This window comes from Sphingobacteriaceae bacterium (assembly GCA_016715905.1).
Lineage (GTDB): Bacteria > Bacteroidota > Bacteroidia > B-17B0 > Aurantibacillaceae > Aurantibacillus.
This window is the reverse complement of the sequence record JADJXI010000017.1, coordinates 126,481-150,449: the sequence shown is the minus strand read 5'-3', so window position 1 is coordinate 150,449 and position 23,969 is coordinate 126,481. Positions and strand designations below refer to the sequence as shown.

Sequence of the window (23,969 nt, the reverse complement as noted above, 5' to 3'; positions counted from 1 at the left end):
GAAGCAACAGGCATCATTAAGCAAAACTTACTAATCGTTTATGCTATTGTTAACATAACATTACCAATGTAAATTTTGTTGAAGAATTTTTAGAATTTAAATGACACGCCTAAAGAGAAGGATTGACCGAATGTAGTTTCTTGCCAGGTATTATCAAATTCTTTATTATAGCTTAAATCTTTTTTACCGTCTTTATCAATATTTTGATAGAAAATTAATTTTTGCGCTAACATATCTCTAACGTTAAGTTTAATTGTTAGTCTTTCTTTAAACGTTTTGCTTAGCTGCAAATCAATAACATGTCGGCCTTTTTCCCAAACATCCGGTTCCTGCACATTACCTACAATAAATATTCTACGTCCCACAAAATTATAAGATATACTGGTTGACCAGTTTTGAGTGGGATGTGAAAAGGAAATTCCGCCATTTAAAATAAATGGCGATTGACCTTGTAGCGGACGCTCATCTCCTATAGATCCAATGATTTGACTAACATCAACCTTGGATTGGATATAGGCTAAATTAGTGAAGAATGTGGTGTTATTTAAAAATACACTTGAATCGGAGTGTAGTAGTGTTCCTAATTTAAATCTATATTCGAGTTCGGCACCATAATTTTCAACACGGGGTACATTGGTATAATATAATTCATTCCCTCCGGATACTCCGGTTCGGTTAACTAATTCAATTGGATTTTCAAATTCCTTATAGAAGCCACTAACGCTTAGCAACTGTCCGGCACCCGGATAAAATTCAAAGCGAAGGTCGTAATTATTAATTACAGCTCTTTTTAAAGTTGGATTACCGGAAAGAATATTATCGAATAAGAAATTATAAAATGCAAATGGGGCTAGCTCTCTGAATTCCGGTCTAGAAACAGTTTTATAATAGGCCGCTCTAATATTGATTTTATCAGTTAAAGAATAAACGGCATTTATCGATGGTAATGGATCAATCACTACAGTGTCTGATGCAATTAAATTGTTGGTGCCTAATTCAAAATATTTAAAGGATTGTAAATACGATTCAACTCTTACGCCACCTATGAGGCGGAGTTTTTCATAAATTCGGGTATCAATCATTACGAAGCCGGCATGCAAAAGAGATGAGGCTGTATAACTATCACTTACTTTAGTAGCTTCATCTAACTTAAATCCACCCTTTCCGTTTTCCATTAATCCCAAGTGATTTGGCGCAAACAAAGTATCGGGGTGTGATAAAAGCAGGTAAGAATCAAAAGAAGCCTTAGGTGTTGTTGTTTTTCTGTATCTGGAAAATCCCATGTTTCGAACTGTAAATTCCCGATCTCTGTACTGATGCATTCCGCCTAACTTAAATTCGGTTTTAATATTTTTGAAATCAAGCGGTATAGAGACGTCGTACTTACCACTGTATATTTTTTCATTGGTGTATGCCCAAAACATATTTCCGGCTGCAGATGGAATGGTGCCGTTGTTTTGTACTACCGCAAAATATTTTACTGATGTATCACTTTCTTCTCGGGCAATTTTTTGATACATGAGTCTTCTCATGTTCGGAATGGATCTTTTAATTTCATTATAACCACCAATGTAATTAAGTTTTATTTTATTTTTTGGGAAATAATGAGTGCCTTCCATCTGACTACTTAACATGATATTTTGTGAAAACCAATAATTGGTTGCTTTTTCCCAAATTGGATCGCCCGAGTTGTTCAATAGAAAATCAAGATCTCTCCCGCCTTTTCGAATATTTACTCTATCGTCCGAATTAATGCTATATAAATTTTTAAATCCAAGCTTATGATTTTCGTTAAACTTGTATGCAAAATTCATCAAAGCGCTATTGAGTATAGTTTGCGAATACACGGTATCCGTTAATTCAACTTTCTTCAATACATCCGCCCCGGCGGTTCCTTGTTCTTCAAATTCTCTTCGTATATTTTGAAAAGTGTTGTTGTTATTTCGGTAACTGTACGCAAAAACAAATCCAAAATCTCTTTTAAATATTTTAAATACTCGTCCTATGGAATATTGCAAGGTTAATCGGGGTAAGGCATTTTTTGTTTTAATGGCCCAACTTGGAGTCATTAATTTAGCTTGTTCAGCTTTTCCATCAGAAGTTAGTGTTTCATATTCTTTTTGGTCTTTAATATCTTTTGGTAAATCTCTGGTTCCATCATCAAAGCCCAGCCAATCATACTTACCACCTTCGTATGTTTTAAATGGTTTAAAAGTAGTTAGTGTTTGATATCCGCCGCTGACAGAAATATTTTGAAAGTTTTTTTCAGGAATACTTTTGGTGGTGATATTAATTACCCCGCCTGCAAATTCGCCGGGAGTTTCGGGTGTTGCCGTTTTTAGAATAACCAAATTATCCAACATTTCTGCAGGAAAAATATCAAAGGCAAATGCTTTTCTGTCACTTTCAGAACTTGGCAAAGGTGCTCCGTTAATATAAGCTGCATTATATCTATCATTTAAACCGCGAATAATGGCAAATTTATTTTCCTGAATACTAGCTCCGCTTACGCGTTTTAATACATCGCTGGTATTTCTATCCGGTGTTTTTTTAATGGTTTCGGCACTTATTCCATCGCTCACACTGGCATTATTTTTTTGCTGAAGAACTAAAGCAGTATTATTTTCTTTAATGAGTGTAACTACCACTTCTACTTCGGCAAGTTCACCGGAGCCGGAAGGATCTAATTGAACATTTATATTATTTACATCGTTAGGTTTAATAACAATATCTGTTATTTTTTTTGTGGTGTATGAAATATAATTTACAACTAACGTTACTTTGCCTGGTTTAATATTAGAAATGGTGAAATTTCCGTCAAAGTCAGCCATTGCTGCATTATTTGTTCCTTCAATAAAAGCGGTTGCGCCGGGTAAAGTTTCACCTGTTTTTGAATCTACGATTATACCTTTAAGTGAACCGTTTTGAGAAAAGAGTAAATATTGTGTGAAAAAAGTAAAAAGAAAAAATAAGTAACGTTTCATTGGCATTATTATAAGTGACAAAATAAAGCATGTAAGATTACTGGTATATAAATTTCATGTTACCAAAGTTTTATGTAATTAAAGGATAATTCGTCATTATTTAATATTTACTTAACTTTGAACTGACAATTCATTTTTACATTTAGCGCAGTATTTACCGAATGGATAATTCACAATATAAAATTTTACTGGTTGATGACGAACAGGACATTATCGAATTTTTAAGTTATAATCTTAAAAAGGAAGGTTACCAGATTTTAACTGCGGGAAATGGTAAAGACGCCATTAAAATTGCCGCATCAGAAATTCCGCATTTAATTATTCTCGATGTGATGATGCCGGATTTAGATGGCATTGAAACTTGTAGAGAAATCAGAGAACAAAAAGGTTTGAAGGATGTGCTCATTGCATTTCTTACAGCCAGAAGCGAGGATTACACACAAATAGCGGGATTTGAAGTTGGAGCCGATGATTATATTACTAAACCTATAAAGCCTCGTGTTTTTATTAGTAGAGTTAAAGCACTATTGCGTCGCCTACAAAGCTCAGAACCCAAAGAAGCTAAATTAGAATTTGGCGAAATCCGTATTGATAAAGAAAAACATCTAGTATATAAAGGAAAGGAAGAAATAAACTTACCTAAAAAGGAGTTTCGTTTATTTGAATTATTAAGTAGTAAACCCGGGAAGGTGTTTACAAGAGAATATATTTTGGAAAAGGTTTGGGGTGAAGATGTTGTGGTGGGCGATCGCACCATTGATGTGCATGTTCGTAAATTGAGAGAGAAAATTGGCGAAGATTATTTCAAAACCGTAAAAGGTGTAGGATATAAATTCGAATTTTAATTTTTAATTCTAAAAAAACAGCATCTTTGTAAACTGATGCTGAACACTTCAAAAGCTTCATTAGGATTTATTTTTGCAACAATTTTAATTGATTGTACCGGTTTTGGCATTATTATTCCGGTTATTCCCAAATTGGTTGAAAAGTTAAGTGGCGCGGATATAAGTGAGGCCAGTACCATTGGCGGTTTGCTGATGTTTTTATATGCCATCATGCAATTTATTTGTTCTCCTGTTCTTGGTGGTTTAAGTGACAGGTACGGAAGAAGACCTATACTTTTAATCTCTTTATTGGGATTAGGATTAGATTATTTTTTATTGGCATTTGCTCCTAATATTAGTTGGTTGATTATTGGCAGAATAATAGCCGGAATTTGCGGAGCAAGTTTTACCACTGCTGGCGCGTATATTGCAGATGTTAGTCCGCCGGATAAACGATCTCAAAATTTCGGGTTAATTGGAGCCGCATTCGGCATAGGGTTTATTTTAGGCCCATTGATAGGTGCTTTGTTTAGTAAAATTGATGTGCGAGCCCCGTTTATGGCTGCCGGTGTTTTATCACTTTTGAATTTTTTATATGGATTATTTTTTGTTCCTGAATCCTTAAGTAAAGAAAACCGAAGAAAATTTGATATTAAAAGAGCTAACCCTTTGGGCACATTTGTAAATTTAAAAAGGTATCCTGAAATAATATTATTGGTGCTGGGTCTATTAATTCTTTTAATTGCCGGAAAAACTATTGAAACGATTTGGGGATATTATACCATTAAAAAGTTTGATTGGTCAGAAGCTGAAATTGGCTATTCTTTAGCTTTTGTAGGTGTACTCATTTCTATTGTGCAAGGCGGTTTAATCAGATGGGCCATTCCAAAATTCGGACAAGTAAAGTCTATTTTTATCGGATTAATATTTTATACTATAGGTCTTATCGTTTTTTCTTTCGCCAATTCAAGTTGGATATTATATGTTGCTCTAGTTCCTTATTGTTTAGGCGGATTAACAGGTCCTTCATTGCAGGGAATAATTTCAAATCGTGTTCCGGCTAATGAACAAGGAGAGATTCAAGGAGTATTTACGGCATTGATGAGTATTGCCGCTATTATTAGTCCACTCATCATGACTAATTTGTTTTATTTCTTTTCGAATAATCAAGCACCTATTTATTTTCCCGGAGCATCGTTTTTACTTAGCAGTATATTGTGTATCATAGCGGGATTTATACTTTTTGTAGGATTACGGCGAAAAAGCGCTAATTAATCATATAATTTAACAAATAAATCTTTTTTTTGAGTCTATTTTAACAAAAAAATTAAATTCATTTTGTTTTTTCCTGCTAATAATAAGGAATTAACACATTGTAGGTTTTGAATAAAATAGTATATTTGCAGTCCTTTTTTAAAGGAGAAAATTTGTTGGATGGGGAAGAGTCAATACAAAATAGCGTTTGGCGGATTACCGGTTGGAAACCACGAATTTGAATTTGAAGTTAAGGATAAGTTCTTTCAAAATTTTGAGTATAGTGAAATTGAAAAAGCAGATTTAAAGGTAAAAATGCTTTTGATCAAACAAAACAATACGCTAAAAGCTGAATTTAATATAGAGGGAACGATAGGAGTTGATTGCGACCGTTGTTTAAAATCTTTTGATTTACCTGTAGAAGCAAACGAAAGTTTGGTGATTAAATTCGGAAATCCCGAAGAGAGTAATGACGAAATTTTAGTTATTAATGAGGGAGAAACGGAATTTGACATTTCACAATACTTGTATGAATATGCTTTACTTGCTTTACCTGCAAGGAAAGTACCTTGTGAGATAGACGAAAAAATTTTCAAATGCGATAAAGCAACATTGAAAAAGTTAGAGAGTTATTTTCCGGGAAATGAAAAAACAGAACAAAACCCCTTGTGGGAACAATTAAATAAATTAAAGAATAAAAATTAAATAAAAACAAAAAGCCATGCCAAATCCAAAACGAAAAATGTCACGTGCACGTAGAGATTCTCGTCGCGCAACGTATAAGGCACCAAGCATGACCATATCTACAGATAGTACAACCGGCGAAGCGCATTTAATGCACCGCGCGCATTGGTTCGAAGGAAAACTTTATTACAAAGGAAAAGTAGTAATGGAAAAAGCAAATGCCTAGAAAAAATAAAAGCAGATTATTTAAATCTGCTTTTTTTATTTTAATAAGCGTAAGAGTTAATTTACCGAGCCAAAGTTTTTAGTAGATACGATTGCGCCTGACTCATCCCAATTGATCCATTCTCCGGTTTTTTCTCCATTCAAATAATTCATTTCAAATCTTTTATTTCCATGTTCATCAAACACCAACCAATTGCCATGTTTTTTTCCGGCACTATAAAATCCAATAGCTGAAACAATTCCACTTTCATTATAACGAGTCCATTTATTTTCTTTTAATCCATTTTTATACTCCCCGGATTCCAAAACTTTCCCTGAAGCAAAATAATAAGTTGCCGTTCCATCTTTTTTTCCTTCCTTAATATTCATTTCAAAACGAACACCTTTTTCATTTGAAGCAAATACTCCGGTATATAAGGTGCCATCGGTATTAACAAATAAACCTTCTTGGTTAAGTTGCTGGGCATTAAGGCTTATAAAGCTTAAAAATCCCATTATTAATAATACTGCTTTCATCTTAAAAAACTAAACGGTAGTTTAGATTTGCAACCGTTTGCTAATACAAAATTAAGACAGAATTTTCCTCTTAATGTTAAGGAAATCAAATGATAACAATTAATTTACTTACAAAAACAATAAATTTACGTAAGTGTTTGATTACAAAACTGTTAAAGTGATGAAAGTTGGATGTCGGAAAATAAATGAAGTTCGGTCGACTTAATCTGCTTGGGCAGATAACCTAACACTTCAATACTTAAGGTATACTCTTTATTATTTTGCAAAGCAAAAGTGTATTGCCCTTCTAAATTACTGAAATAGGTTTGATCTAATTCAACAATACGAATAGTGGCACCTGAAATTTCTTGTCCGTTTGTATCAATTATTTTGCCGCAAAAGCTTTTATTGTTTTTATTATTGCCCTTGTTGTTTTCATAGGAGAAACCCTGTAAAGACAACAGTAAAAGGAAGGTAATAATAACTGTAAATTTCATGTCACAAATTTGCTACATGATTATGTAGTTTAGTTTATCTGAATATTATGAAATTGTTAAAGATCTAAGGAAATAAAAAACCCCCCGAGTTTCGGAGGGTTTAACTTATTTGTGGGTGCTTTCGCTACTTACAGTTAATTTTGCGCGGCCTCTTTTGCGGCGAGCGGCTAATACTCTTCTTCCATTAGCAGAAGCCATACGCTTTCTAAATCCGTGTTTATTTTTTCTCTTTCGCTGTGAAGGTTGAAATGTGCGTTTCATGGCTATAACAATTTAATTTATTAATTTTTTAAAAAGGACTGCAAATATACGTTCTATTTAGAATTAAGCAAAATTTGAACTAAAAAAACTTAAAAAAAAGCCGGTATTACAATAGAATGACAAGAACTCTAAATATTGCGGTATTTTTGTGCCCCATATGGCAAAAAGAGGCCGCAGAGGAGGGGGACCGGCACATTCCGGGGATGAAGACCTTCCTAAAGCAAAAATAAGCATGGCTAACCTAAAACAGTCTTTACGGCTGTTTTCTTACCTGAAAAGGCAAAAATGGAAGTTTTTTGCTGGAATGCTCTTTTTAATAGGTACTGCATCGGTTGGCTTATTATTCCCGGTTAAAGCCGGCTCCTTATTTGGATTTTTTGATAGCAATCCCGATCATTTGGCAGAGAATAAAGAAAAATTATTTGAATTGGGAATTACACTATTAATAATCCTGGTTGTTCAGGGCGTGTTCTCCTTTGGTCGGGTTTACTTTTTTACTTTAGTTACCGAAAACATATTGCAAGGGTTAAGAAATGATTCTTTCAAAAGATTAATACAAATGCCCATGCATTTTTTCTCGAAGAACCAGGTCTCGGAATTAAATAGCCGCATAGCTACCGATATTAATGTAATTTCTGAAGCCTTTACCATTAACATTGCTGAACTAATTCGACAAACGATTGTTGGTACAGGCGGACTTATATTAATGATTTTATTGACGAAATGGGAAATTGCCAAATGGTTTGTTTTTATAATTCCTCCGCTCACCATCATTTCTATTTTATTCGCTAAAAAAATCAGAACCTACTCAAAAAACTTTCAGGAAAAAATTGGCGAAGCTAGTGTAATTGTTGGTGAAGTATTATCCGGCATTGTGAATGTAAAAACATTTACAAGCGAAGCGCATGAAATAAAAAGGTACAATGAGAAAACCAAGGATATTAAAAATTTTGGTTTTCGTTACGGTGTTTTCAGAGGAACTTTTTTTGCATTTGTGGTTACTTTTGTTTTTGGAACCGTATTTTTTATTCTTTACGTGATGGTTGAAATGGTGATGAAAGGTGAATTAACTTCTGAACAATTCGGTCAGTTTTTGATGTTGGCTTTATTTGTTGCGGGTTCTTTAGGAGGATTACCCGAACAAATTGCTTCTATACAAAGAGCCCTTGGTGCAACAGACCGGGTATTTGAATTAATTGATGGACAAATAGAGGAAATTAATTTAACCGATGTAGATACAAAGGCATCCAACACAAAAGGAGAAATTGAATTTAAAAATGTTTCATTCAATTATCCAACTCGTCCGGATTTTGATGTGCTAAAATCTATTTCATTTACGGCTTCAGGAGGCGAAACTGTTGCATTGGTTGGAAGCAGTGGTTCAGGTAAAAGTACTATTGCAAGTTTAATTTTACGATTTTATGATCCGCAAATTGGTGAAATTTTAATTGACGGCAAAAACAGTAAAGAAATTGAATTAACAGAATTAAGAAAACAAATTGCAATTGTACCGCAAGATGTGATGTTGTTTGCCGGCACTATTAAAGATAATATTTTATACGGGAAACCAAATGCAACGCAAGAAGAGGTGGAAGATGCGGCACGTAAGGCAAATGCATTTGATTTTATTCAATCTTTCCCGGATAAATTTAATACATTGGTTGGAGAAAGGGGAATCCAGCTATCAGGAGGCCAAAGACAACGAATTGCCATTGCAAGAGCAGTATTAAAAAATCCAAGAATATTAATTTTAGATGAGGCCACCAGCAGCTTAGATAGCGAAAGCGAACACTTGGTGCAAGAAGCATTAGATAAATTAATGGTGGGAAGAACAAGCGTGGTTATTGCCCACCGCTTAGCCACAATCAGAAACGCAGATAAAATTGTTGTTTTACAAAAAGGTACTGTACAGGAATCAGGTAAACATCAAGAATTAATAAAAAATGAAGATGGATTTTATCACAAGCTTAGCAAAATGCAATTTGAGTTAAGCTAAAGGCACAATGTTGTGATTTTCTGAAGTGTAGTATACTACTTCCGTTTTTTTTCTTTCTGCAATAAACTTGGCATACACTTCTTTATAGTCTTTTCGAAGATTAATTACTTCATTAAAATTCTCATTCATCTCCATCAAAAGTTCACATCCTTCTCTTATGGCGTGTTGCCCACCGGGAAAGTGAGTGACATAATCTGCTAAATTATTTTTAATACAATAATTAAAAAACAACGGATTGGCTTTCTGATCAATCAATATTCTTACACCACAAACGGATGCAATGGACAAATCCAGTACATCATCAAAAAAGTAGGCTACTTCTTCGGGTTTAATTCCTTCTTTTTCGCAAATAAATTCAAGAGCTTTTATTTTATGTGAAATTTTTGAAAACGAGTAATTAAAATTTTCGCGTTTAGTAAAAAAGGCGGCCATGTTGTTTTTTTCTCCGCTAATAATTGCTGATAGTGGAACTTTACCTGAAGTGAGGAAAAAAGAGAAACGTAATAAATTGGTGCCCATACTATCCACTTCACTAAAATTACTTCCTGCATCACTTTGTTTTTCGCCATTATTAAAAACGCCGTCCCAATCAAAAAGTAAGGCCTTAATTTTTTGCGATTTTTTTTTGAGTTGCGATTTGTCAATCACAAATTCCCCTTTAAAATCACGTAATTTAACCGACATATTACATTCCTTTCATGTCTTGTATATCCAGCATTCCTACCGGTTTACCTTGGTGAGTAACTACAATGGTATCCACATTGGTTTTTTTAAATAAACTGTTAGCTTCATTCAAAAGCACATCTCCGTCAATTGAAATGGGGTCACGATATTCTAAATCACTTAATTTTTTGTTAAGTATGTCGCGCCCTTTATCCATTAATAATTTGCGTAATGAACCGTCGGTGAATACACCTTTAATAGTCCCATCTTTTTTTACAACCGTAATTGCTCCAAAGTTAAACTCTGTCATTTTTATAATGGCATCGGTTAAACTGGTATCCTCTTGTACGATAGGATTAACACCATTAATGGCTTCTTTCACTTTAACCATCATTAAGCGGGTATCCATAATAAATTGATCTGTACCAACCGTAGTAAAATTGTTTTCGGTTAATTGTTTTAATATTTTTAATGGAACAGTAATTGTATGTACACCAATATTAATGGCATTTCTTACGTGCTCGGCTGTTCTTACCGAAGAAAACATAATTTTAGTATCATATCCATAACGGTCTACAGCATCCACACATTGTTCAACTAACGCTAATGCATCATGCCCTTGGTCTTGTAAACGACCAACCAGTGGACAAACATAAGTTGCACCGGCCTGCATGGCCATATAAGCTTGTTGTAAAGTATAAACCAAATGCACATTCACTAAATAGCCTTTGCTTCTTAGTAATTTACAAGCGCGCACGCCTTCTAATGAAACCGGAATTTTAAATACCGTTTTTTTAATATCAAGTCCCAATTTAATCTGTCTTTCTGCTTCCGCTAAAATTTCTTCAGCGGAATTGCCTAAAGCTTCAATTTGAAGAACCGGAACAATTTTGCTCAATTTCACAATAGTTCCGTCAATATCTGTAATTCCTTCCTTTTGCATAAAGGTTGGTGTGGTGGTAAGGCCGTTTAAAAAACCAAGTTTAAAACCCTCTTCAATTTCTTTGAGGTTAGCTGAGTCTAAGTATAATTCCATAGTTTAAAATAATGACGTAAAGAAACGAAAAAAATTGAAATTTAGCTTTAGCTTGATATACAATATATTAAACAAAAAAGGCCGCCTTTTGGGCGACCTTTTTAAAAAATCAGAAAGGATACTATTTAACAATAACCAATTTTTCTTTTAGTAAACCTTCTTTAGTATTTACCAGAATGTTATATGTTCCCGAAGCAAATTCACTGGTATTAATTTTAATTTCACTTGAACCCATATCAACTTGGGCCCCTTTGTTGTTATACACTACTTTTCCGGTGATATCCATGATAGTAATATCAACTGATGAAGGCGCATCTAATAAAATACCAACTAAGGCATAATCTTTAGCCGGATTAGGATAAACACCAATTTTATTGTCTTTCTCAAATGTTACAATACCATTTGGAGTTTGATAGAATGCAGAACCGGATTGTAAAACATCATTACTGATTTGATCCTGTACAAATACAACATATTCATATTTAATAAATGTACCACTCCAGAAATCAAAAGAACCCTGTGCTGGAGTAGCTGCTGATGTCACATTGTGAGTGAAATTAACAGTCTGAACGGTTCCGTCAACAGGCGTGAAAGCTGTACCGTTTGCATCCGGCAACATCTTACGCATTATGTGATAATAATTTTTTTGCGAAGTTGATGCGCCAGGGTAGTTATAGAAGTCTTGTAAAATGACCTGATGAATCCTTAACGGTGATGCAGAAGGAATTCCAACGAAAGGAGTAATATCTGCACTGCCTGATAATACACCGCCGGATAAACTTAAAGAGGCAGTAATATTTGCAAAAGCAGGTGCGTTTTTAGCCACATCAATTTCAGCCTGATTATGATTATTCATTTCTGTTATACCGTTAGTAATTGCTGTTGGAGCACCGGTAATATCATAAAAAGTTACACGAGCTGCTGAATGCGAATTATAGCTTGGATCGTTACCCGGACTCGGCCAATTCACCTGATTTTTTATCAAATTAACACGACCACCTGTATTTGGATTATTACTATTCAATAACGGGTCAAAAGTTTGATTTAATGAAGCGCAAGGCCCACAGGTAGAGGAAGTAAATTCTTCAATTAATGCATTTCTTAATGTTGTTTGTGAAGCAACATAAATGGTTGCAGAAGTTGTATCATTAACCAAATTGGTTTCAGCTGTACCATTCACTGAAGTAACCCAAACTTTCACTTTATTTGCTCCCAAAGGTATATTGGCAGGTGTACTAAAGGTGTATGCGCTATTTGCATTATAAGTCAAAGTTGGCGCAAAGGTCATCGTTTGTGTAACAACTGCTCCATTATTTACCTTGTAATTTAATACAGCATTTGTTGCCGTAATTGCGCCCAAATTTTTAAACGTACCACTTATAGTTTGTGTACCAGCGCCTGACATATAACGAGTAAGATTATTTATTCCAATAACTGACCCATCAGAGCTGGGTGGAACAATTACCTTCACATTGTCAAGAAATAAAACAACCATGTCATTCGAGTTATTTCTATAAGCTACATGTACACTCTGTCCTGCAAAAGCGCTTAAGTCAACAACTCTATGTGTCCAGCTTGAATTTTCAGCAGCAATTGTAAAAAGTGTGTTTGTGAAATTGGCCACTAAAGTGCCTGTATTTGAAAGAAGAACTTGATATCCGTCTGGAAAACTAGAATTGCCAACAACTGCATCCCATTCTAGATAAGTGTTAGTTGGAACAGTAAAATTTGGTGTTATCAACCAATCATTGGCAGTATTTGGTGAAGTATAATAGGAAGTGCTAACACCAACTTTATTATAGATTCCATCTTGCAGATTATACGTTACCCAGGCATTAGAACCAAAATTTAATGCGTTTAATGATGAATGCACAGTAAACCCATCAACATTGTTTTGCATCCATCCGGCAGGCAATGCTGGCGGTGTTGGCGATTCGAAATTTTGAGTGAATACCTGAGCATTCATCAATCCTGAACCAATTAATGCGATTGCTAATAATTGTTTTTTCATGTTTTTATTGTTTTTAATTAAAAGTTAATTGGAGATTATTATTTTTTTAGTCATTTTTTCTTCACCTTGTTTAATTTGTAAAAAATAAATACCCGAATTTAAATCAGATACATTAAAATCGAATGAATTATTTCCTGACGTAGTTGTTCTGATTTCAGAGATTATCAATGCCCCTAAAGAATTGTAAAGAGAGAGTGTGGTTTTTTTAATTTCCTTGTTTTGCAAATTTATTGACAACACTTCAGAAGCCGGACTAGGGTAAACAAGCAAAGAATTTATATTTTTATTTACTTCATTAATGCCAACCGGGGCATTGTATCTTAAATCAACATAAAAATCATTTCCTTCTGCAGAAATGCGGTATCTTACTTTAGACTCTCCAACAACAGAAGCTTCGTCTAATTTCGGAAGAAAAGTAAATGTACTACCACTGGTCATTTGAGTAGTTGCAGTAATTATACTAGGAATGTAACAATACGTGTTGAAACAGAAATAGGCCTCTGCTTTATCATTTACAGTAACAGTATTCATTAAATCCTCATATTTACGAACACTAACCGTGATTGTATTTGCGCTTGTGTTTTTTATTTCAAAGTGAAAAGAAAAATCTGTACCACCGGCAGTGGTTGTTTTTTGAAAAATCTGATTATTTGAAACCAGCGCGTTAGCATTATCAATATCGCGAACTTCAATAGGAATTTGAGCAAATAAGCGACAAGACACAGTTAAAAAAATTAATGAATAGAAATGTTTCATAAAATGGATTTAGATTATCAAATATATTGAATTTAAGAATAATATTATTTGGATAATTGTTAAACTGAATTGATTTTCCTCAATGAATCAGGAAATTATTTGAATGGTGGTAATACCGATTTAATGGTAATCTCAATAAAAAAAGCTGTCCCACATGGAACAGCTTTTTTTAGATAATTTAGATTGTATTATTTAACAACCACAAGTTTTTCAGTTAAAATACCTTCTTTGGTTTTAACAGTTACCTGGTAAGTTCCGGTTGCAAATTCAGATGTATTAATCATGATTTCATTTGAACCTTCTTCTACCTGAGCACCTAAATTAGAATAAACTAATTTACCGGTGATATCAGTAATGTTAATGTCAACAGCAGAAGCGTTGTTTAACTTAATACCTACAACTGCATAATCTTTAGCAGGGTTAGGGTAGATGCCAATAGAGTTATTGTCTTTAAATTCAACTACACCAACACTCATGGTGTTTGTGAAAGCTGAACCTGATTGCAATACCTGATCATTTACCACGTCTTGAATCCAAACAACATACTCGTAAGCAAATGTTCCGGTGTTATACCAGAAGTTTGAAGAACCTTGCGCAGGAGTTGCTCCACCAATGTTAGCATAAGCTACGGTATGATTAGTTGTAAATGTTTGAGCAACACCATCGGCAGGAGTGAAGTTTGTTCCTGCAGCCGGGTACATAGCTCTCATGGCGTGGCTATAGTTCTTTTGCGAAGTTGACGCACCTGGATAATTATATTTCTCCTGCACAATTGCGTGATATACTTTAATTGGAGTAGCAGATGGAATATTTACAAATGGAGTAATCGTTGCGTTTGCTGTAATTGCATTACCCGTAATAGTAATTGTTGGAGTAATTGTTGCAAATCCAGGCATTGCTTTGGCTATGTTAATATTAGTTTGATTTCCGGATCCCGGTGAACCATTAAATAAAACGGTAGGAGCTGCATTAACGCCATAATAATTTCTTCTGGTTAATACATCCGGGTTATAACTTGGATCATTCCCTGGAGAAGGCCAGTTAACTTGATATTTTACAGCATTTAAATTATTAGTTCCAGTATTCACACCGTTTGAAGCTAATAATGGATCGAAAGTGCTGTTTAAGGAAGCGCAAGGACCACAAGTAGATGAAGTAAATTCTTCAATTAAAGCATGGATAGTTACCGATTGAGAAGCTACAAAAACGGTAGCATAAGCAGTATCATTTGAAGTTACAACCTCATTTGAACCATTTAATGCGCTCACCCAAACTTTTACGTTATTGGTTCCTAAAGATAAGCTGGCATTCGTTCCAAAAGTAAATGAACCGGTTGAGAAATAAGGAATATTCACATTTAAAGTTTCAGTAACAACGGCACCATTGTTTACGTTGTAATTAACCACTGCTGTTGTAGCAGTTGCATAACCTAATTCTTTTAATGAACCTGAAATGGCTTGTGAACCTGCACCTGCACGGTAACGGTTTCCTGCACTAGCCGAAATCATGTTACCTTCTGTTGCATTAGCAGGTACAACTACTGAAAAGTTATCCAATGCTAATTGCCATTTGTTGTTTGAGATTTCATGAACTGCTAAATAAACAGTTTGATTAGAATAGGTATTCAAACTAACTCCATGTTGAGCCCAAGGGGAACTCACACTGCCATTTAATAAATCATCCTCAGCAGCAGTTGAAAATAAAGCTGGATTTACTGTAAAGTTTGATACAGTTGTTCCTGTCGTTGAAATACGAATCTCATATGCATTTTTTGAAACTGCATCAAATGAAACCGCTTCCCATGCAAAACATGCGTTAACAGGAACTGAGAACGAAGGAGAAATTACCCAATCATTTGACGTACCTGCTGGGGTATATCTGGACGTGGTGATTAAAGAAATACTTTTTGTAGAGGGAAATCCGAATGCGGAAGTAATGTTTCTTGTAACACCGGCATTTGTACCGAAATTATAAGAAGCCACTTGAGTTGAGGTGGTTAATCCATCAACGTTGTTTTGCATCCAGCCTGCTGGCAGACCTGGAGGCACAGCAGAGTTGAAATTCTGAGTCCAAGTTTGAGCTTGGCTCAATCCCGAAATCAATACTGCAATTGCGAGTAGTTGTTTTTTCATTTTTATTGGTTTATTGTTAGTTATTAATTGTGAACTTTTTTACAATTCTGTTGGAGTCATTTCCGATCTGAACAAAATAAATGCCCGATTGAAAATTTTGTGAATCGATAGTAACCGTGTTTTTTCCTTTATTGATTTGAATGAATTTTTCACTTTGAACAGCACCAAGGGTGTTGAATATTTTTACAGACACTTGGTTTAAATCTACCAAAGCATTTACATGAATAAATGAATTTCCGGAAGATGGATTAGGGTAAACCGATCCTACATGGGCAAAAGAGAAATTACTTTCTTTAAGGCTAGCCGGTGGATTATATTTAATCTGAAAAATAATAGCATCTGATGTATTATTAGCATCAAAAACCTCGTAATCAATATTAGAAACACCTTGTGCGCTTGCTTCATCGAGTTTAGGTAATAAACTGAACGATTGTCCTGCAGATAAAACCGTCACCGTGGTAGTCACTACATCGCTATAGCAATAAGTATCAACACAATAATAAGCAATTGCATTATCTCCAACGCCAATTGTATTTAAAGTATTATCTGTTCTTCTGATCCCAACCGTTTTTGTGGAAGCGCTCACGTTTTTAACTTGAAAATGGTGGGTTTTTGTGCTTGAAGCAGCAACCGTAGCAGTAAATACTTGGCTATTGGTTACTAAGGCTCCTCCATTATCTTCATCTTTAATTTCTAAAATAGTTTGTGCCTGCACAACTTTTAAAGAAAAAGCAATAAATAGTAATAAGTAAATTTTTTTCATTTCTATATCCTTTTAAACTCGGGTCTACAAATATAATGTTTTAATAATACGATGCAAGTAGGAAGTTCGTTGAAAGGTTTTATTTTAATTTAAATGGTTTTTAATTAACTGTTTGAAAAACAATACGATAAAATTATTATTCATCTAAATTGAATTTATCTTTATTTTAGATGCCTTATGTTTTCCGGAACAAAGCCCAACAGGGTTTTTGATTCGTATCTTAAAGATTTTGATACTGTAAAAATCCGACAACTCAGCGGATTTAATGGATCTTCTTTTGCCTTTTTTGTAGCATCCTACTTTTCAAATTTTTCGAATTCTTGTATTCTTATCGCTTCCGATAAAGAAAGTGCCGCCTATTTACAAAACGACCTGGAATCGTTAATGCCAAATGAAAAAATTCTATTTTTTCCGGAATCTAGTAAAATGCCTTACACCTTGGAAAAAACAACCAACGCATCTATTCAAGAACGTACCGAAATCATGAATTTGATTGCTAGGGATAATTTTAAAGGAATACTAGTAACTTATCCCCAAGCAATCTGTGAAAAAACAGCACATAAACAGCGCTTAAAAGAAAACACGCTTGAAGTTAAAATTGGAGAAAAATTATCGCCTGATTTTATCAGTGAATTTTTAATGGAATCTAAATTTAATCACGTAGATTTTGTTTTTGAACCCGGCCAATATAGTGTACGGGGTGGAATTATTGATATTTTTTCTTTTGCCAATGAATATCCATACCGTATTGAGCTTTTCGGTAACGAAATAGAAGCCATTAAAACTTTTGATCCCGTATCTCAGCTTTCAAACGCAACTTTTAATTTTATAACTATAATACCTAACCTTTCAAACGATTCGTTTGCTGAACATCGGGTAACTGCCTTAAATTATTTTAACGCTGAAAATTGTTTGTTATTTATTGAAAATGAAAAATTGCTTTTAGAAGTTTGTGAAGATAAGTATTCAAGCGCGCAAAAAATATTTCAATCACATACAGGCGAAATACAACAATTGCCTCCGAATGAACTCATAGCAAATGCTGCAGAATTGCAAAACGACCTGGAAAAATTTCGAAAAATTGTTTATGGAATCGCTGAAAATAGTAATGAACAAGTCTTAATTTTTAATCAGCAACCACAACCTTCTTTTCACAAAAACTTTGATTTGCTGCTGCAAAATCTGAAAGAAAATAAATCGAAGGGCTATACCAATTATTTTACTACGCATAACAACCGACAGGCTGAGCGCTTAAACAGCATCTTTAATGATTTGCTGGCCAAAGAGCATCGAACTGCAGATTCAATTATTTTACAAGTTCCACTCAATATTCATCAAGGATTTATTGATCATCACTTGAAAATTGCCGTTTACACCGATCATGAAGTCTTTGATAGATACCATCGATTTAAACTCCGAGAATCAAAAAATAAAAATGCCGAAGCTTTCACCTTAAAAGAACTTTTGTTATTACAACCCGGTGATTATGTTACACACATTGATCATGGTATCGGAAGATTTGCAGGCCTTCAAAAATTAAATATTAATGGAAAAACACAGGAAAATGTTAAGTTACTTTTTAAAGATAATGACACCTTATATGTAAATATTCATTCTTTACACCGCATCAGTAAATACAGTGGCAAAGAAGGCACCGTGCCCAAAATTAATAAACTGGGCAGCGCCGCTTGGGCAGCACTAAAACAAAAGACAAAGAAAAATGTAAAAGCCATTGCATTTGATCTTATCAAATTATATGCCGAACGTAAAACCCGTCCCGGACATGCATTTCCCCACGATAATTACTTACAACACGAACTGGAAGCCTCTTTTTTATTTGAAGATACACCCGACCAAATAAAAGTTTCAGCTGAAGTAAAAAAAGATATGGAGAAACCAAATCCAATGGATCGGTTAATTTGTGGAGATGTAGGGTTCGGTAAAACGGAAATTGCTATTCGGGCAGCCTTTAAAGCTGTATGCGATAGTAAACAAGTTGCAGTTCTTGTGCCAACAACCATTTTAGCCTATCAACATTACAAAACATTTAGCGATCGTTTAGCCAATTTGCCGGCAAACGTAGAGTACATCAGTCGATTTAAAACAGCTAAACAACAAACTGAGATATTCAAGAAATTACAAGAAGGCAAAATCGATATTATAATTGGAACACATAAACTGGCCGCCAAACAAATAAAATTTAAAGATTTAGGTTTATTAATTATTGATGAGGAACAAAAGTTTGGCGTAGGTGTAAAAGATAAATTAAAGACACTCAAAACAAATATTGATACACTTACTCTTACGGCAACGCCAATTCCGCGAACACTTCAGTTTAGTTTAATGGGTGCGCGAGATCTTTCTGTTATTTCAACACCACCCGCGAACCGTTATCCTGTTCAAACCGAATTACATTCATTTGATGAAGAATTAATTAGAGATGCCATTTCTTACGAGTTAAATCGGGGAGGCCAAGTATTTTTCGTAAACAATAATATTCAAAATCTGGATGTAATAGCAGGAACCATTCGCCGGCTTGTACCAAAAGCAAAAGTAGTAACCGGACATGGACAAATGAAAGGCGAAGACTTGGAAGAAGTTATGCTTGGTTTTATGGAGGGCGATTATGATGTGCTTGTGGCTACCACCATTATTGAAAGCGGATTAGATATCAGTAATGCAAATACCATTATTATTAATGATGCCCAAAACTTCGGATTAAGCGATTTGCATCAGATGCGAGGACGAGTAGGAAGAAGTAATAAAAAAGCCTATTGTTATTTATTGGCTCCTTCACAATTGGTATTAACCGACGAAGCCCGAAAAAGATTGAAGGCTATTGTTGATTTTTCTGATTTAGGAAGCGGTTTTCAAATAGCCATGCGCGATTTAGATATACGCGGTGCCGGAAATTTATTGGGCGGAGAACAAAGCGGATTTATAAATGAAATGGGATTCGATACATACATGAAAGTATTGAATGAGGCAATAGAAGAATTAAAGGAAGAAAACTGGTTTAAAGAAATTGCTGAAGCTGATAATACGAATAATACCGGAGTATTCTCTCGCCAATTTGTAAAGGAAACAATTATTGAAACAGATTTTCAATTACTTATTCCGGATGCTTATGTTTCAAGTACAACCGAAAGATTGGTGTTGTACCGAGAACTGGATAATATTATGAATGAGCAAGATTTGTTGCAATTTGAAACTTCAATTCGAGATAGGTTTGGACCCATTCCTCCGGAAACCAAAGAATTAATTAATGTGGTTCGAATACGTTGGTTGGCCATGAAGCTAGGATTTGAAAAAGTAGTTTTGAAAAACAATAAAATGCTCACGTATTTTTTAAGTAAACAAAATAGCGAGTATTTTAATACGCCAATCTTTACCGCGGCCCTGCAATTTGCACAAAAGAACCCGTCACTTTGTAAAGTTAAAGAACAAAATAATCGTTTATGGTTAATCATAGAAGATGTATCTTCGGTGAAAAGAACAATTGAAATATTAGACAGAATTTCCGAATTAACTTCATTAGAATTTAAAAGTGAATAAGAATAAACGCTATATAATCATTTTGATTGTTGTTTTTGGATATATCATCCTTCAATTTATGGCATGGGAAATTATGTTTGTCAGAAAAACAAATGAAATCACCGACCTTAAACAAAAATTAATTGAGCTTTCAACAACCAATAGCGATCAGATAAAAACTGAATTAACGCAATTACATGCTAAGAAAAACAAGCAGATTATTATGATAGTAGGTGAAGGCACGGTTTTTTTACTTCTTTTGCTTATTGGGGTTTATAAAATCAAACAAGCGGTAGATAAAGAACAACAGCTCGCTTTTCAGCAAAGAAATTTTTTCTTAAGCGTTACACATGAATTTAAAACACCGTTGGCGGCAACTAAACTTCAACTTCAAACTCTATTAAAACACCAGTTAGAAATTGAGCAACAAAAGGACTTAATCCGAAGTGCCTTAAACGAAACCGATCGATTGAATTCATTAATTGAAAATTTATTATTCGCCAATCAACTCGATTCAGGCCTGTTTACTTTTAAACCTGAAAAGATTAATTTAAGTGAATTAATAGTTGAAGTTTGCATTCGATATTTTGGTAAAGAAATAAATAGAGGTGAATTAAAGTTTGATTTGCAAAAGGATATTTTTGTTGAGGTAGATAAACAGGCTTTTCCTTCTGTTCTGATTAATCTAATCAGTAATGCCATAAAATATTCGAAAGAACAAATAAACATTCAGTTTGTTTTAAAGAAAGAAAAAGAAAACGTGATTTTACAAATTAAGGATAACGGTATCGGAATTAGTGATGAAGAAAAGAAAAAAGTATTTGATCGGTTTTACAGAAGCGGAAATGAAGAAACACGAGAAAGCAAGGGAACAGGTTTAGGTCTTTATATTACCAAATTTATAGTTCAAAATCACAATGGTATTATTCAAATTATGGATAATAAGCCCAAGGGAAGTATTTTTGAAATACAATTGAATGCATAAATATTTAAAATACTCGGCCTTTGTATGCGTTTTATTTTATGCTTGTAATAATGAGCTAAAAAACAGTCAAGAGACAAAGGCTTGTACGGTAAATCTTTTAAACTCTAATCAGCTTAAATACGCGAAACTTTTTTCATTTGCCGAAAACAAATTTCTAAAAGTAGTTTATGTGTATGATGATGAAAGCAGAGAAGATACAATTGGGGTATACTATTTATTAAAAGACAGCAGTTGCCGACTAAATACCAAAAAAAATAATTATATTTTTAATTCACCACTTCAAAAAATTGTTTCATTAAGTTGTGTATATAGCTTAATGCTTACCGAATTGAACCAAATTGATAAATTAGTTGGCATTGAAAATATTGATTATTACAATAATCCAGATATTATTTACAAATACAAGCAAGGCGAATTAACCGAATTGGCTAAAGGACCAAAACTGGATTTAGAAAAAACCATTCAATTAAAACCGCAAATTGTATTTGATTTTGGCATGCAAAAACCTGAATTTGATTCCAAACTGCGTAATTTGGAAATTGAGCAGGTATTTGTTTTTGATCATTTAGAAAAACACCCACTGGCCAGAGCAGAATGGATTAAGTTTTTTGCCTTCTTTACAAACGCTGAGCATTTGGCCGATTCTATTTTTCAAAAAACGGAAGAAAAATATTTAGCCTATAAAAATATTGCATCACAGCAACAAAATAAGCCCTTAGTATTAACTGAAGTTAAAACGGGAGAATTATGGTATGTGCCGGGCGGAAAAAGCGGTATGGCTACATTGCTTCAGGACGCAGGGGCTAAGTACGCCTGGAGTGAGAATGAGAAATCGGGTAGTTTACCTTTGGGATTTGAAGAAGTAATATCTAAATCTCAACAAGCTGATTTTTGGATAAACCTGGCATTTATTCAAACTAAAAAAGATTTAATAAATCAAGATAAAAGATACGCCGATTTTAAAGCTTTCCAAAAAAGTAATTTATTTAATAATACTTTACACCTCAATTCATCAGGTTATAGCGATTACTGGGAAAGTGGAATAGTTTATCCGGATAAAATATTAAGCGATTTAATTCAAATATTTCATCCTGCTTTACAAGATTCAATACAGGCAGAATTAAATTATTATAAAAAAGTACCGGAATGAAAGAAGGGATTCTTGTAAAATATATAATTATAGTGGCCGCTCTCTTCTTAACAATTGGGCTAAGTTTATTTTTTGGGGGCACGGCAGAATTAAATGAATATATTTTTTATGCTATACGATTACCTAAATCCATTACCGCATTTGCTGCCGGTGCTTCACTTGCTGTTGCAGGTTTAATTCTTCAAATCATTTTTCGAAATCCTTTAGCCGGACCTTATGTGCTAGGAATAAGTTCAGGCGCTTCATTAGCAGTTGCTTTGATTACCATGGGAGGAACCGCTTTTGGTTTGGTACAAAGTCAAATTGGTAGTAAAAGTATTATTCTTCTTGCTTCTGTTTTAGGGAGTTTAGCCATTATGCTGGTTATATTAATACTCGCAAAAAAAATAAATCGAAATGTAATTTTATTATTAATCGGAATTATGATTGCACATTTTTGCGGTGCCTTTCAAGGCGGATTGTCTTATTTTGCAAATCCGGGAGAACTTAAAAGTTTTGTGATGTGGAGCCTGGGTTCTTTATCGGATACAACTTTGCTCGATTCCATTTTGTTTTTTTCCCTAAGTTCCTTTTTCATATTTAGTGTTTTTTTATATGCAAAACCTTTGCAAGCTTTTTTAATGGGACAAAATTATACGGTTGCCTCCGGAATTAATTATGCAAAAAAACGATTCGGACTTATATTTATTTCCTCTGCGCTTACCGGAATAACTACAGCTTTTTGCGGTCCAATAGCCTTTGTAGGGATTTCTGTTCCATTAATAGCAAGAATTGTTTTTAAAACAGCTAACCAAAGTATTCAAATTTCGGCTTCAATTATTATTGGGGCAACGCTTGTTTTATTTTCTGATGTCATTTGTCATTTATTCCCCGATTTTACATTTCCAATAAATATGATAACCACACTCTTAGGAGCTCCTTTTGTTATTTATTTATTATTAAAAAGTAAAAATATTTAGATGAAAAATGAAAGTGTCATATCAATAAAACAGGCGGGTTTTGGTTATCGATCTCGCTCAGATTATTTTGTTTTAAAGGATGTTAATCTAATTTTGAATAAGGGTGAGCTTACCGGAATTATTGGCTTAAATGGTAGTGGTAAAAGCACATTTATTAAAAGTGTTTGCGGATTACATAAGGCATTAACCGGAGAGGTAGAAGTTTATAGTCAAAATATTTATTCATTAGATGTAAATGAAAGATCTAAATTAGTGTCTGTTGTATTAACTGAACGTAATTCCGGATTTAATTTAACTTGTTTAGATGTTGTGCGAATGGGAAGAATTCCATTTACGAATATGTTTGGGAAATTAACCGGTACCGATAATGAAATTGTTGATAATTGTGTTAAGCATTTGGGATTGGAAGAACATAAAAGTAAATTGTTGGAAGAATTAAGCGATGGACTATATCAAAAAACCATGATAGCCCGTTGCATGGCCCAACAAACATCAATTATGCTTTTAGATGAACCGGCCGCTTTTTTGGATTATGGTGCCAAACACGATTTATTTAAACATTTACGGGATTTATGTGTAATTCAACAAAAGTGTATTTTATTTAGTTCGCATGAACTTGATCTGATTTTAAAGTATTGCACAAACGTTTTAATACTCCATAATTCAACGGCACAGCTAATTCCGGTGAATGAAGCGATGAATCACAAATATTTTAAAGAAGTATCCGGTGGGTATATCTGAAAAATAAATTGTTGTTGCG

Annotated in this window: 20 protein-coding genes; 10 read left to right on the top strand and 10 right to left on the bottom strand. The window is 34.1% G+C overall.

Features of this window, described 5'->3' with window-relative positions; all coding sequences use genetic code 11:
* Positions 1–89: 89 nt before the first annotated feature.
* Entirely contained in the window at positions 90–2,984 is a 2,895-nt protein-coding gene (locus tag IPM51_13200; GenBank protein MBK9285251.1) for a carboxypeptidase-like regulatory domain-containing protein, read from the bottom strand.
* A gap of 161 nt (positions 2,985–3,145) precedes the next feature.
* Between IPM51_13200 and IPM51_13195 the strand changes: the two genes are divergently transcribed.
* From IPM51_13195 to rpmF, 4 genes are all read left to right on the top strand, one after another.
* Positions 3,146–3,829, top strand: a complete 684-nt coding sequence (locus tag IPM51_13195) for a response regulator transcription factor (GenBank protein MBK9285250.1) — start codon at positions 3,146–3,148, stop codon at positions 3,827–3,829.
* A 36-nt stretch (positions 3,830–3,865) separates the two neighbouring features.
* Positions 3,866–5,083, top strand: coding sequence for a TCR/Tet family MFS transporter (locus IPM51_13190; protein ID MBK9285249.1), 1,218 nt, complete (start codon positions 3,866–3,868; stop codon positions 5,081–5,083).
* A 159-nt stretch (positions 5,084–5,242) separates the two neighbouring features.
* A complete protein-coding gene (locus IPM51_13185) occupies positions 5,243–5,767 on the top strand; it encodes a DUF177 domain-containing protein (protein ID MBK9285248.1) in 525 nt (174 codons plus the stop codon).
* A 16-nt stretch (positions 5,768–5,783) separates the two neighbouring features.
* Positions 5,784–5,972, top strand: coding sequence for a 50S ribosomal protein L32 (rpmF, locus tag IPM51_13180; protein ID MBK9285247.1), 189 nt, complete (start codon positions 5,784–5,786; stop codon positions 5,970–5,972).
* Positions 5,973–6,028: 56 nt separating this feature from the next.
* Here rpmF and IPM51_13175 read toward each other — a convergent pair whose 3' ends face one another.
* The 3 genes from IPM51_13175 to rpmH all read right to left on the bottom strand — a co-directional run bounded on the left by IPM51_13175 (position 6,029) and on the right by rpmH (position 7,224).
* Positions 6,029–6,487 carry a toxin-antitoxin system YwqK family antitoxin gene (locus IPM51_13175; protein ID MBK9285246.1) on the bottom strand — a complete coding sequence of 153 codons (459 nt, stop codon included), beginning with the start codon at positions 6,485–6,487 and terminating at the stop codon, positions 6,029–6,031.
* Positions 6,488–6,639: 152 nt separating this feature from the next.
* Positions 6,640–6,963 (bottom strand): carboxypeptidase-like regulatory domain-containing protein, encoded by a 324-nt coding sequence (locus IPM51_13170; GenBank protein ID MBK9285245.1) that lies wholly within the window; start codon positions 6,961–6,963, stop codon positions 6,640–6,642.
* A 105-nt stretch (positions 6,964–7,068) separates the two neighbouring features.
* On the bottom strand, positions 7,069–7,224 hold the full coding sequence (gene rpmH / locus IPM51_13165; protein ID MBK9285244.1) for a 50S ribosomal protein L34: 156 nt from the start codon (positions 7,222–7,224) through the stop codon (positions 7,069–7,071).
* Positions 7,225–7,381: 157 nt separating this feature from the next.
* On the opposite strand from rpmH, the gene IPM51_13160 reads away from it, so the two are divergent.
* On the top strand, positions 7,382–9,220 hold the full coding sequence (locus IPM51_13160) for an ABC transporter ATP-binding protein (GenBank protein MBK9285243.1): 1,839 nt from the start codon (positions 7,382–7,384) through the stop codon (positions 9,218–9,220).
* On the opposite strand, the gene IPM51_13155 is transcribed toward IPM51_13160, so the two are convergent.
* The 6 genes from IPM51_13155 to IPM51_13130 all read right to left on the bottom strand — a co-directional run bounded on the left by IPM51_13155 (position 9,212) and on the right by IPM51_13130 (position 16,581).
* Entirely contained in the window at positions 9,212–9,904 is a 693-nt protein-coding gene (locus tag IPM51_13155) for a phosphatase (protein MBK9285242.1), read from the bottom strand. The genes IPM51_13160 and IPM51_13155 overlap by 9 nt on opposite strands.
* Position 9,905: 1 nt before the next feature.
* Positions 9,906–10,919 (bottom strand): CBS domain-containing protein, encoded by a 1,014-nt coding sequence (locus IPM51_13150; GenBank protein MBK9285241.1) that lies wholly within the window; start codon positions 10,917–10,919, stop codon positions 9,906–9,908.
* Between the two features lie 121 nt (positions 10,920–11,040).
* On the bottom strand, positions 11,041–12,930 hold the full coding sequence (locus IPM51_13145) for a choice-of-anchor J domain-containing protein (GenBank protein ID MBK9285240.1): 1,890 nt from the start codon (positions 12,928–12,930) through the stop codon (positions 11,041–11,043).
* Between the two features lie 24 nt (positions 12,931–12,954).
* Complete coding sequence (locus IPM51_13140) at positions 12,955–13,686, bottom strand: T9SS type A sorting domain-containing protein (protein ID MBK9285239.1); 732 nt, start codon at positions 13,684–13,686, stop codon at positions 12,955–12,957.
* Positions 13,687–13,874: 188 nt separating this feature from the next.
* Positions 13,875–15,818, bottom strand: coding sequence for a T9SS type A sorting domain-containing protein (locus tag IPM51_13135; protein MBK9285238.1), 1,944 nt, complete (start codon positions 15,816–15,818; stop codon positions 13,875–13,877).
* A 16-nt stretch (positions 15,819–15,834) separates the two neighbouring features.
* Positions 15,835–16,581 carry a T9SS type A sorting domain-containing protein gene (locus tag IPM51_13130; GenBank protein MBK9285237.1) on the bottom strand — a complete coding sequence of 249 codons (747 nt, stop codon included), beginning with the start codon at positions 16,579–16,581 and terminating at the stop codon, positions 15,835–15,837.
* 177 nt (positions 16,582–16,758) lie between these two features.
* On the opposite strand from IPM51_13130, the gene mfd reads away from it, so the two are divergent.
* From mfd to IPM51_13105, 5 genes are read left to right on the top strand one after another with little or no spacing between them, the layout of a single operon-like run.
* On the top strand, positions 16,759–20,136 hold the full coding sequence (gene mfd / locus IPM51_13125) for a transcription-repair coupling factor (protein MBK9285236.1): 3,378 nt from the start codon (positions 16,759–16,761) through the stop codon (positions 20,134–20,136).
* On the top strand, positions 20,129–21,100 hold the full coding sequence (locus IPM51_13120; protein MBK9285235.1) for an ATP-binding protein: 972 nt from the start codon (positions 20,129–20,131) through the stop codon (positions 21,098–21,100). The genes mfd and IPM51_13120 overlap by 8 nt, the downstream gene beginning before the upstream one ends.
* Complete coding sequence (locus IPM51_13115; protein MBK9285234.1) at positions 21,093–22,250, top strand: ABC transporter substrate-binding protein; 1,158 nt, start codon at positions 21,093–21,095, stop codon at positions 22,248–22,250. The genes IPM51_13120 and IPM51_13115 overlap by 8 nt, the downstream gene beginning before the upstream one ends.
* A complete protein-coding gene (locus tag IPM51_13110) occupies positions 22,247–23,209 on the top strand; it encodes an iron ABC transporter permease (GenBank protein ID MBK9285233.1) in 963 nt (320 codons plus the stop codon). The genes IPM51_13115 and IPM51_13110 overlap by 4 nt, the downstream gene beginning before the upstream one ends.
* Entirely contained in the window at positions 23,210–23,950 is a 741-nt protein-coding gene (locus tag IPM51_13105; GenBank protein MBK9285232.1) for an ABC transporter ATP-binding protein, read from the top strand.
* Positions 23,951–23,969: the final 19 nt, after the last annotated feature.

Excerpts from the sequence above, each read along its gene's own strand:
- rpmH (MBK9285244.1), bottom strand. The coding sequence starts at position 7,224 with ATGAAACGCACATTTCAACCTTCACAGCGAAAGAGAAAAAATAAACAC.
- IPM51_13130 (MBK9285237.1), bottom strand. The coding sequence starts at position 16,581 with ATGAAAAAAATTTACTTATTACTATTTATTGCTTTTTCTTTAAAAGTT.
- IPM51_13145 (MBK9285240.1), bottom strand. The coding sequence starts at position 12,930 with ATGAAAAAACAATTATTAGCAATCGCATTAATTGGTTCAGGATTGATG.
- mfd (MBK9285236.1), top strand. The coding sequence starts at position 16,759 with ATGTTTTCCGGAACAAAGCCCAACAGGGTTTTTGATTCGTATCTTAAA.
- IPM51_13160 (MBK9285243.1), top strand. The coding sequence starts at position 7,382 with ATGGCAAAAAGAGGCCGCAGAGGAGGGGGACCGGCACATTCCGGGGAT.
- IPM51_13175 (MBK9285246.1), bottom strand. The coding sequence starts at position 6,487 with ATGAAAGCAGTATTATTAATAATGGGATTTTTAAGCTTTATAAGCCTT.
- rpmF (MBK9285247.1), top strand. The coding sequence starts at position 5,784 with ATGCCAAATCCAAAACGAAAAATGTCACGTGCACGTAGAGATTCTCGT.
- IPM51_13200 (MBK9285251.1), bottom strand. The coding sequence starts at position 2,984 with ATGAAACGTTACTTATTTTTTCTTTTTACTTTTTTCACACAATATTTA.
- IPM51_13115 (MBK9285234.1), top strand. The coding sequence starts at position 21,093 with ATGCATAAATATTTAAAATACTCGGCCTTTGTATGCGTTTTATTTTAT.
- IPM51_13195 (MBK9285250.1), top strand. The coding sequence starts at position 3,146 with ATGGATAATTCACAATATAAAATTTTACTGGTTGATGACGAACAGGAC.
- IPM51_13190 (MBK9285249.1), top strand. The coding sequence starts at position 3,866 with ATGCTGAACACTTCAAAAGCTTCATTAGGATTTATTTTTGCAACAATT.
- IPM51_13170 (MBK9285245.1), bottom strand. The coding sequence starts at position 6,963 with ATGAAATTTACAGTTATTATTACCTTCCTTTTACTGTTGTCTTTACAG.
- IPM51_13150 (MBK9285241.1), bottom strand. The coding sequence starts at position 10,919 with ATGGAATTATACTTAGACTCAGCTAACCTCAAAGAAATTGAAGAGGGT.
- IPM51_13140 (MBK9285239.1), bottom strand. The coding sequence starts at position 13,686 with ATGAAACATTTCTATTCATTAATTTTTTTAACTGTGTCTTGTCGCTTA.
- IPM51_13110 (MBK9285233.1), top strand. The coding sequence starts at position 22,247 with ATGAAAGAAGGGATTCTTGTAAAATATATAATTATAGTGGCCGCTCTC.
- IPM51_13105 (MBK9285232.1), top strand. The coding sequence starts at position 23,210 with ATGAAAAATGAAAGTGTCATATCAATAAAACAGGCGGGTTTTGGTTAT.
- IPM51_13135 (MBK9285238.1), bottom strand. The coding sequence starts at position 15,818 with ATGAAAAAACAACTACTCGCAATTGCAGTATTGATTTCGGGATTGAGC.
- IPM51_13185 (MBK9285248.1), top strand. The coding sequence starts at position 5,243 with ATGGGGAAGAGTCAATACAAAATAGCGTTTGGCGGATTACCGGTTGGA.
- IPM51_13155 (MBK9285242.1), bottom strand. The coding sequence starts at position 9,904 with ATGTCGGTTAAATTACGTGATTTTAAAGGGGAATTTGTGATTGACAAA.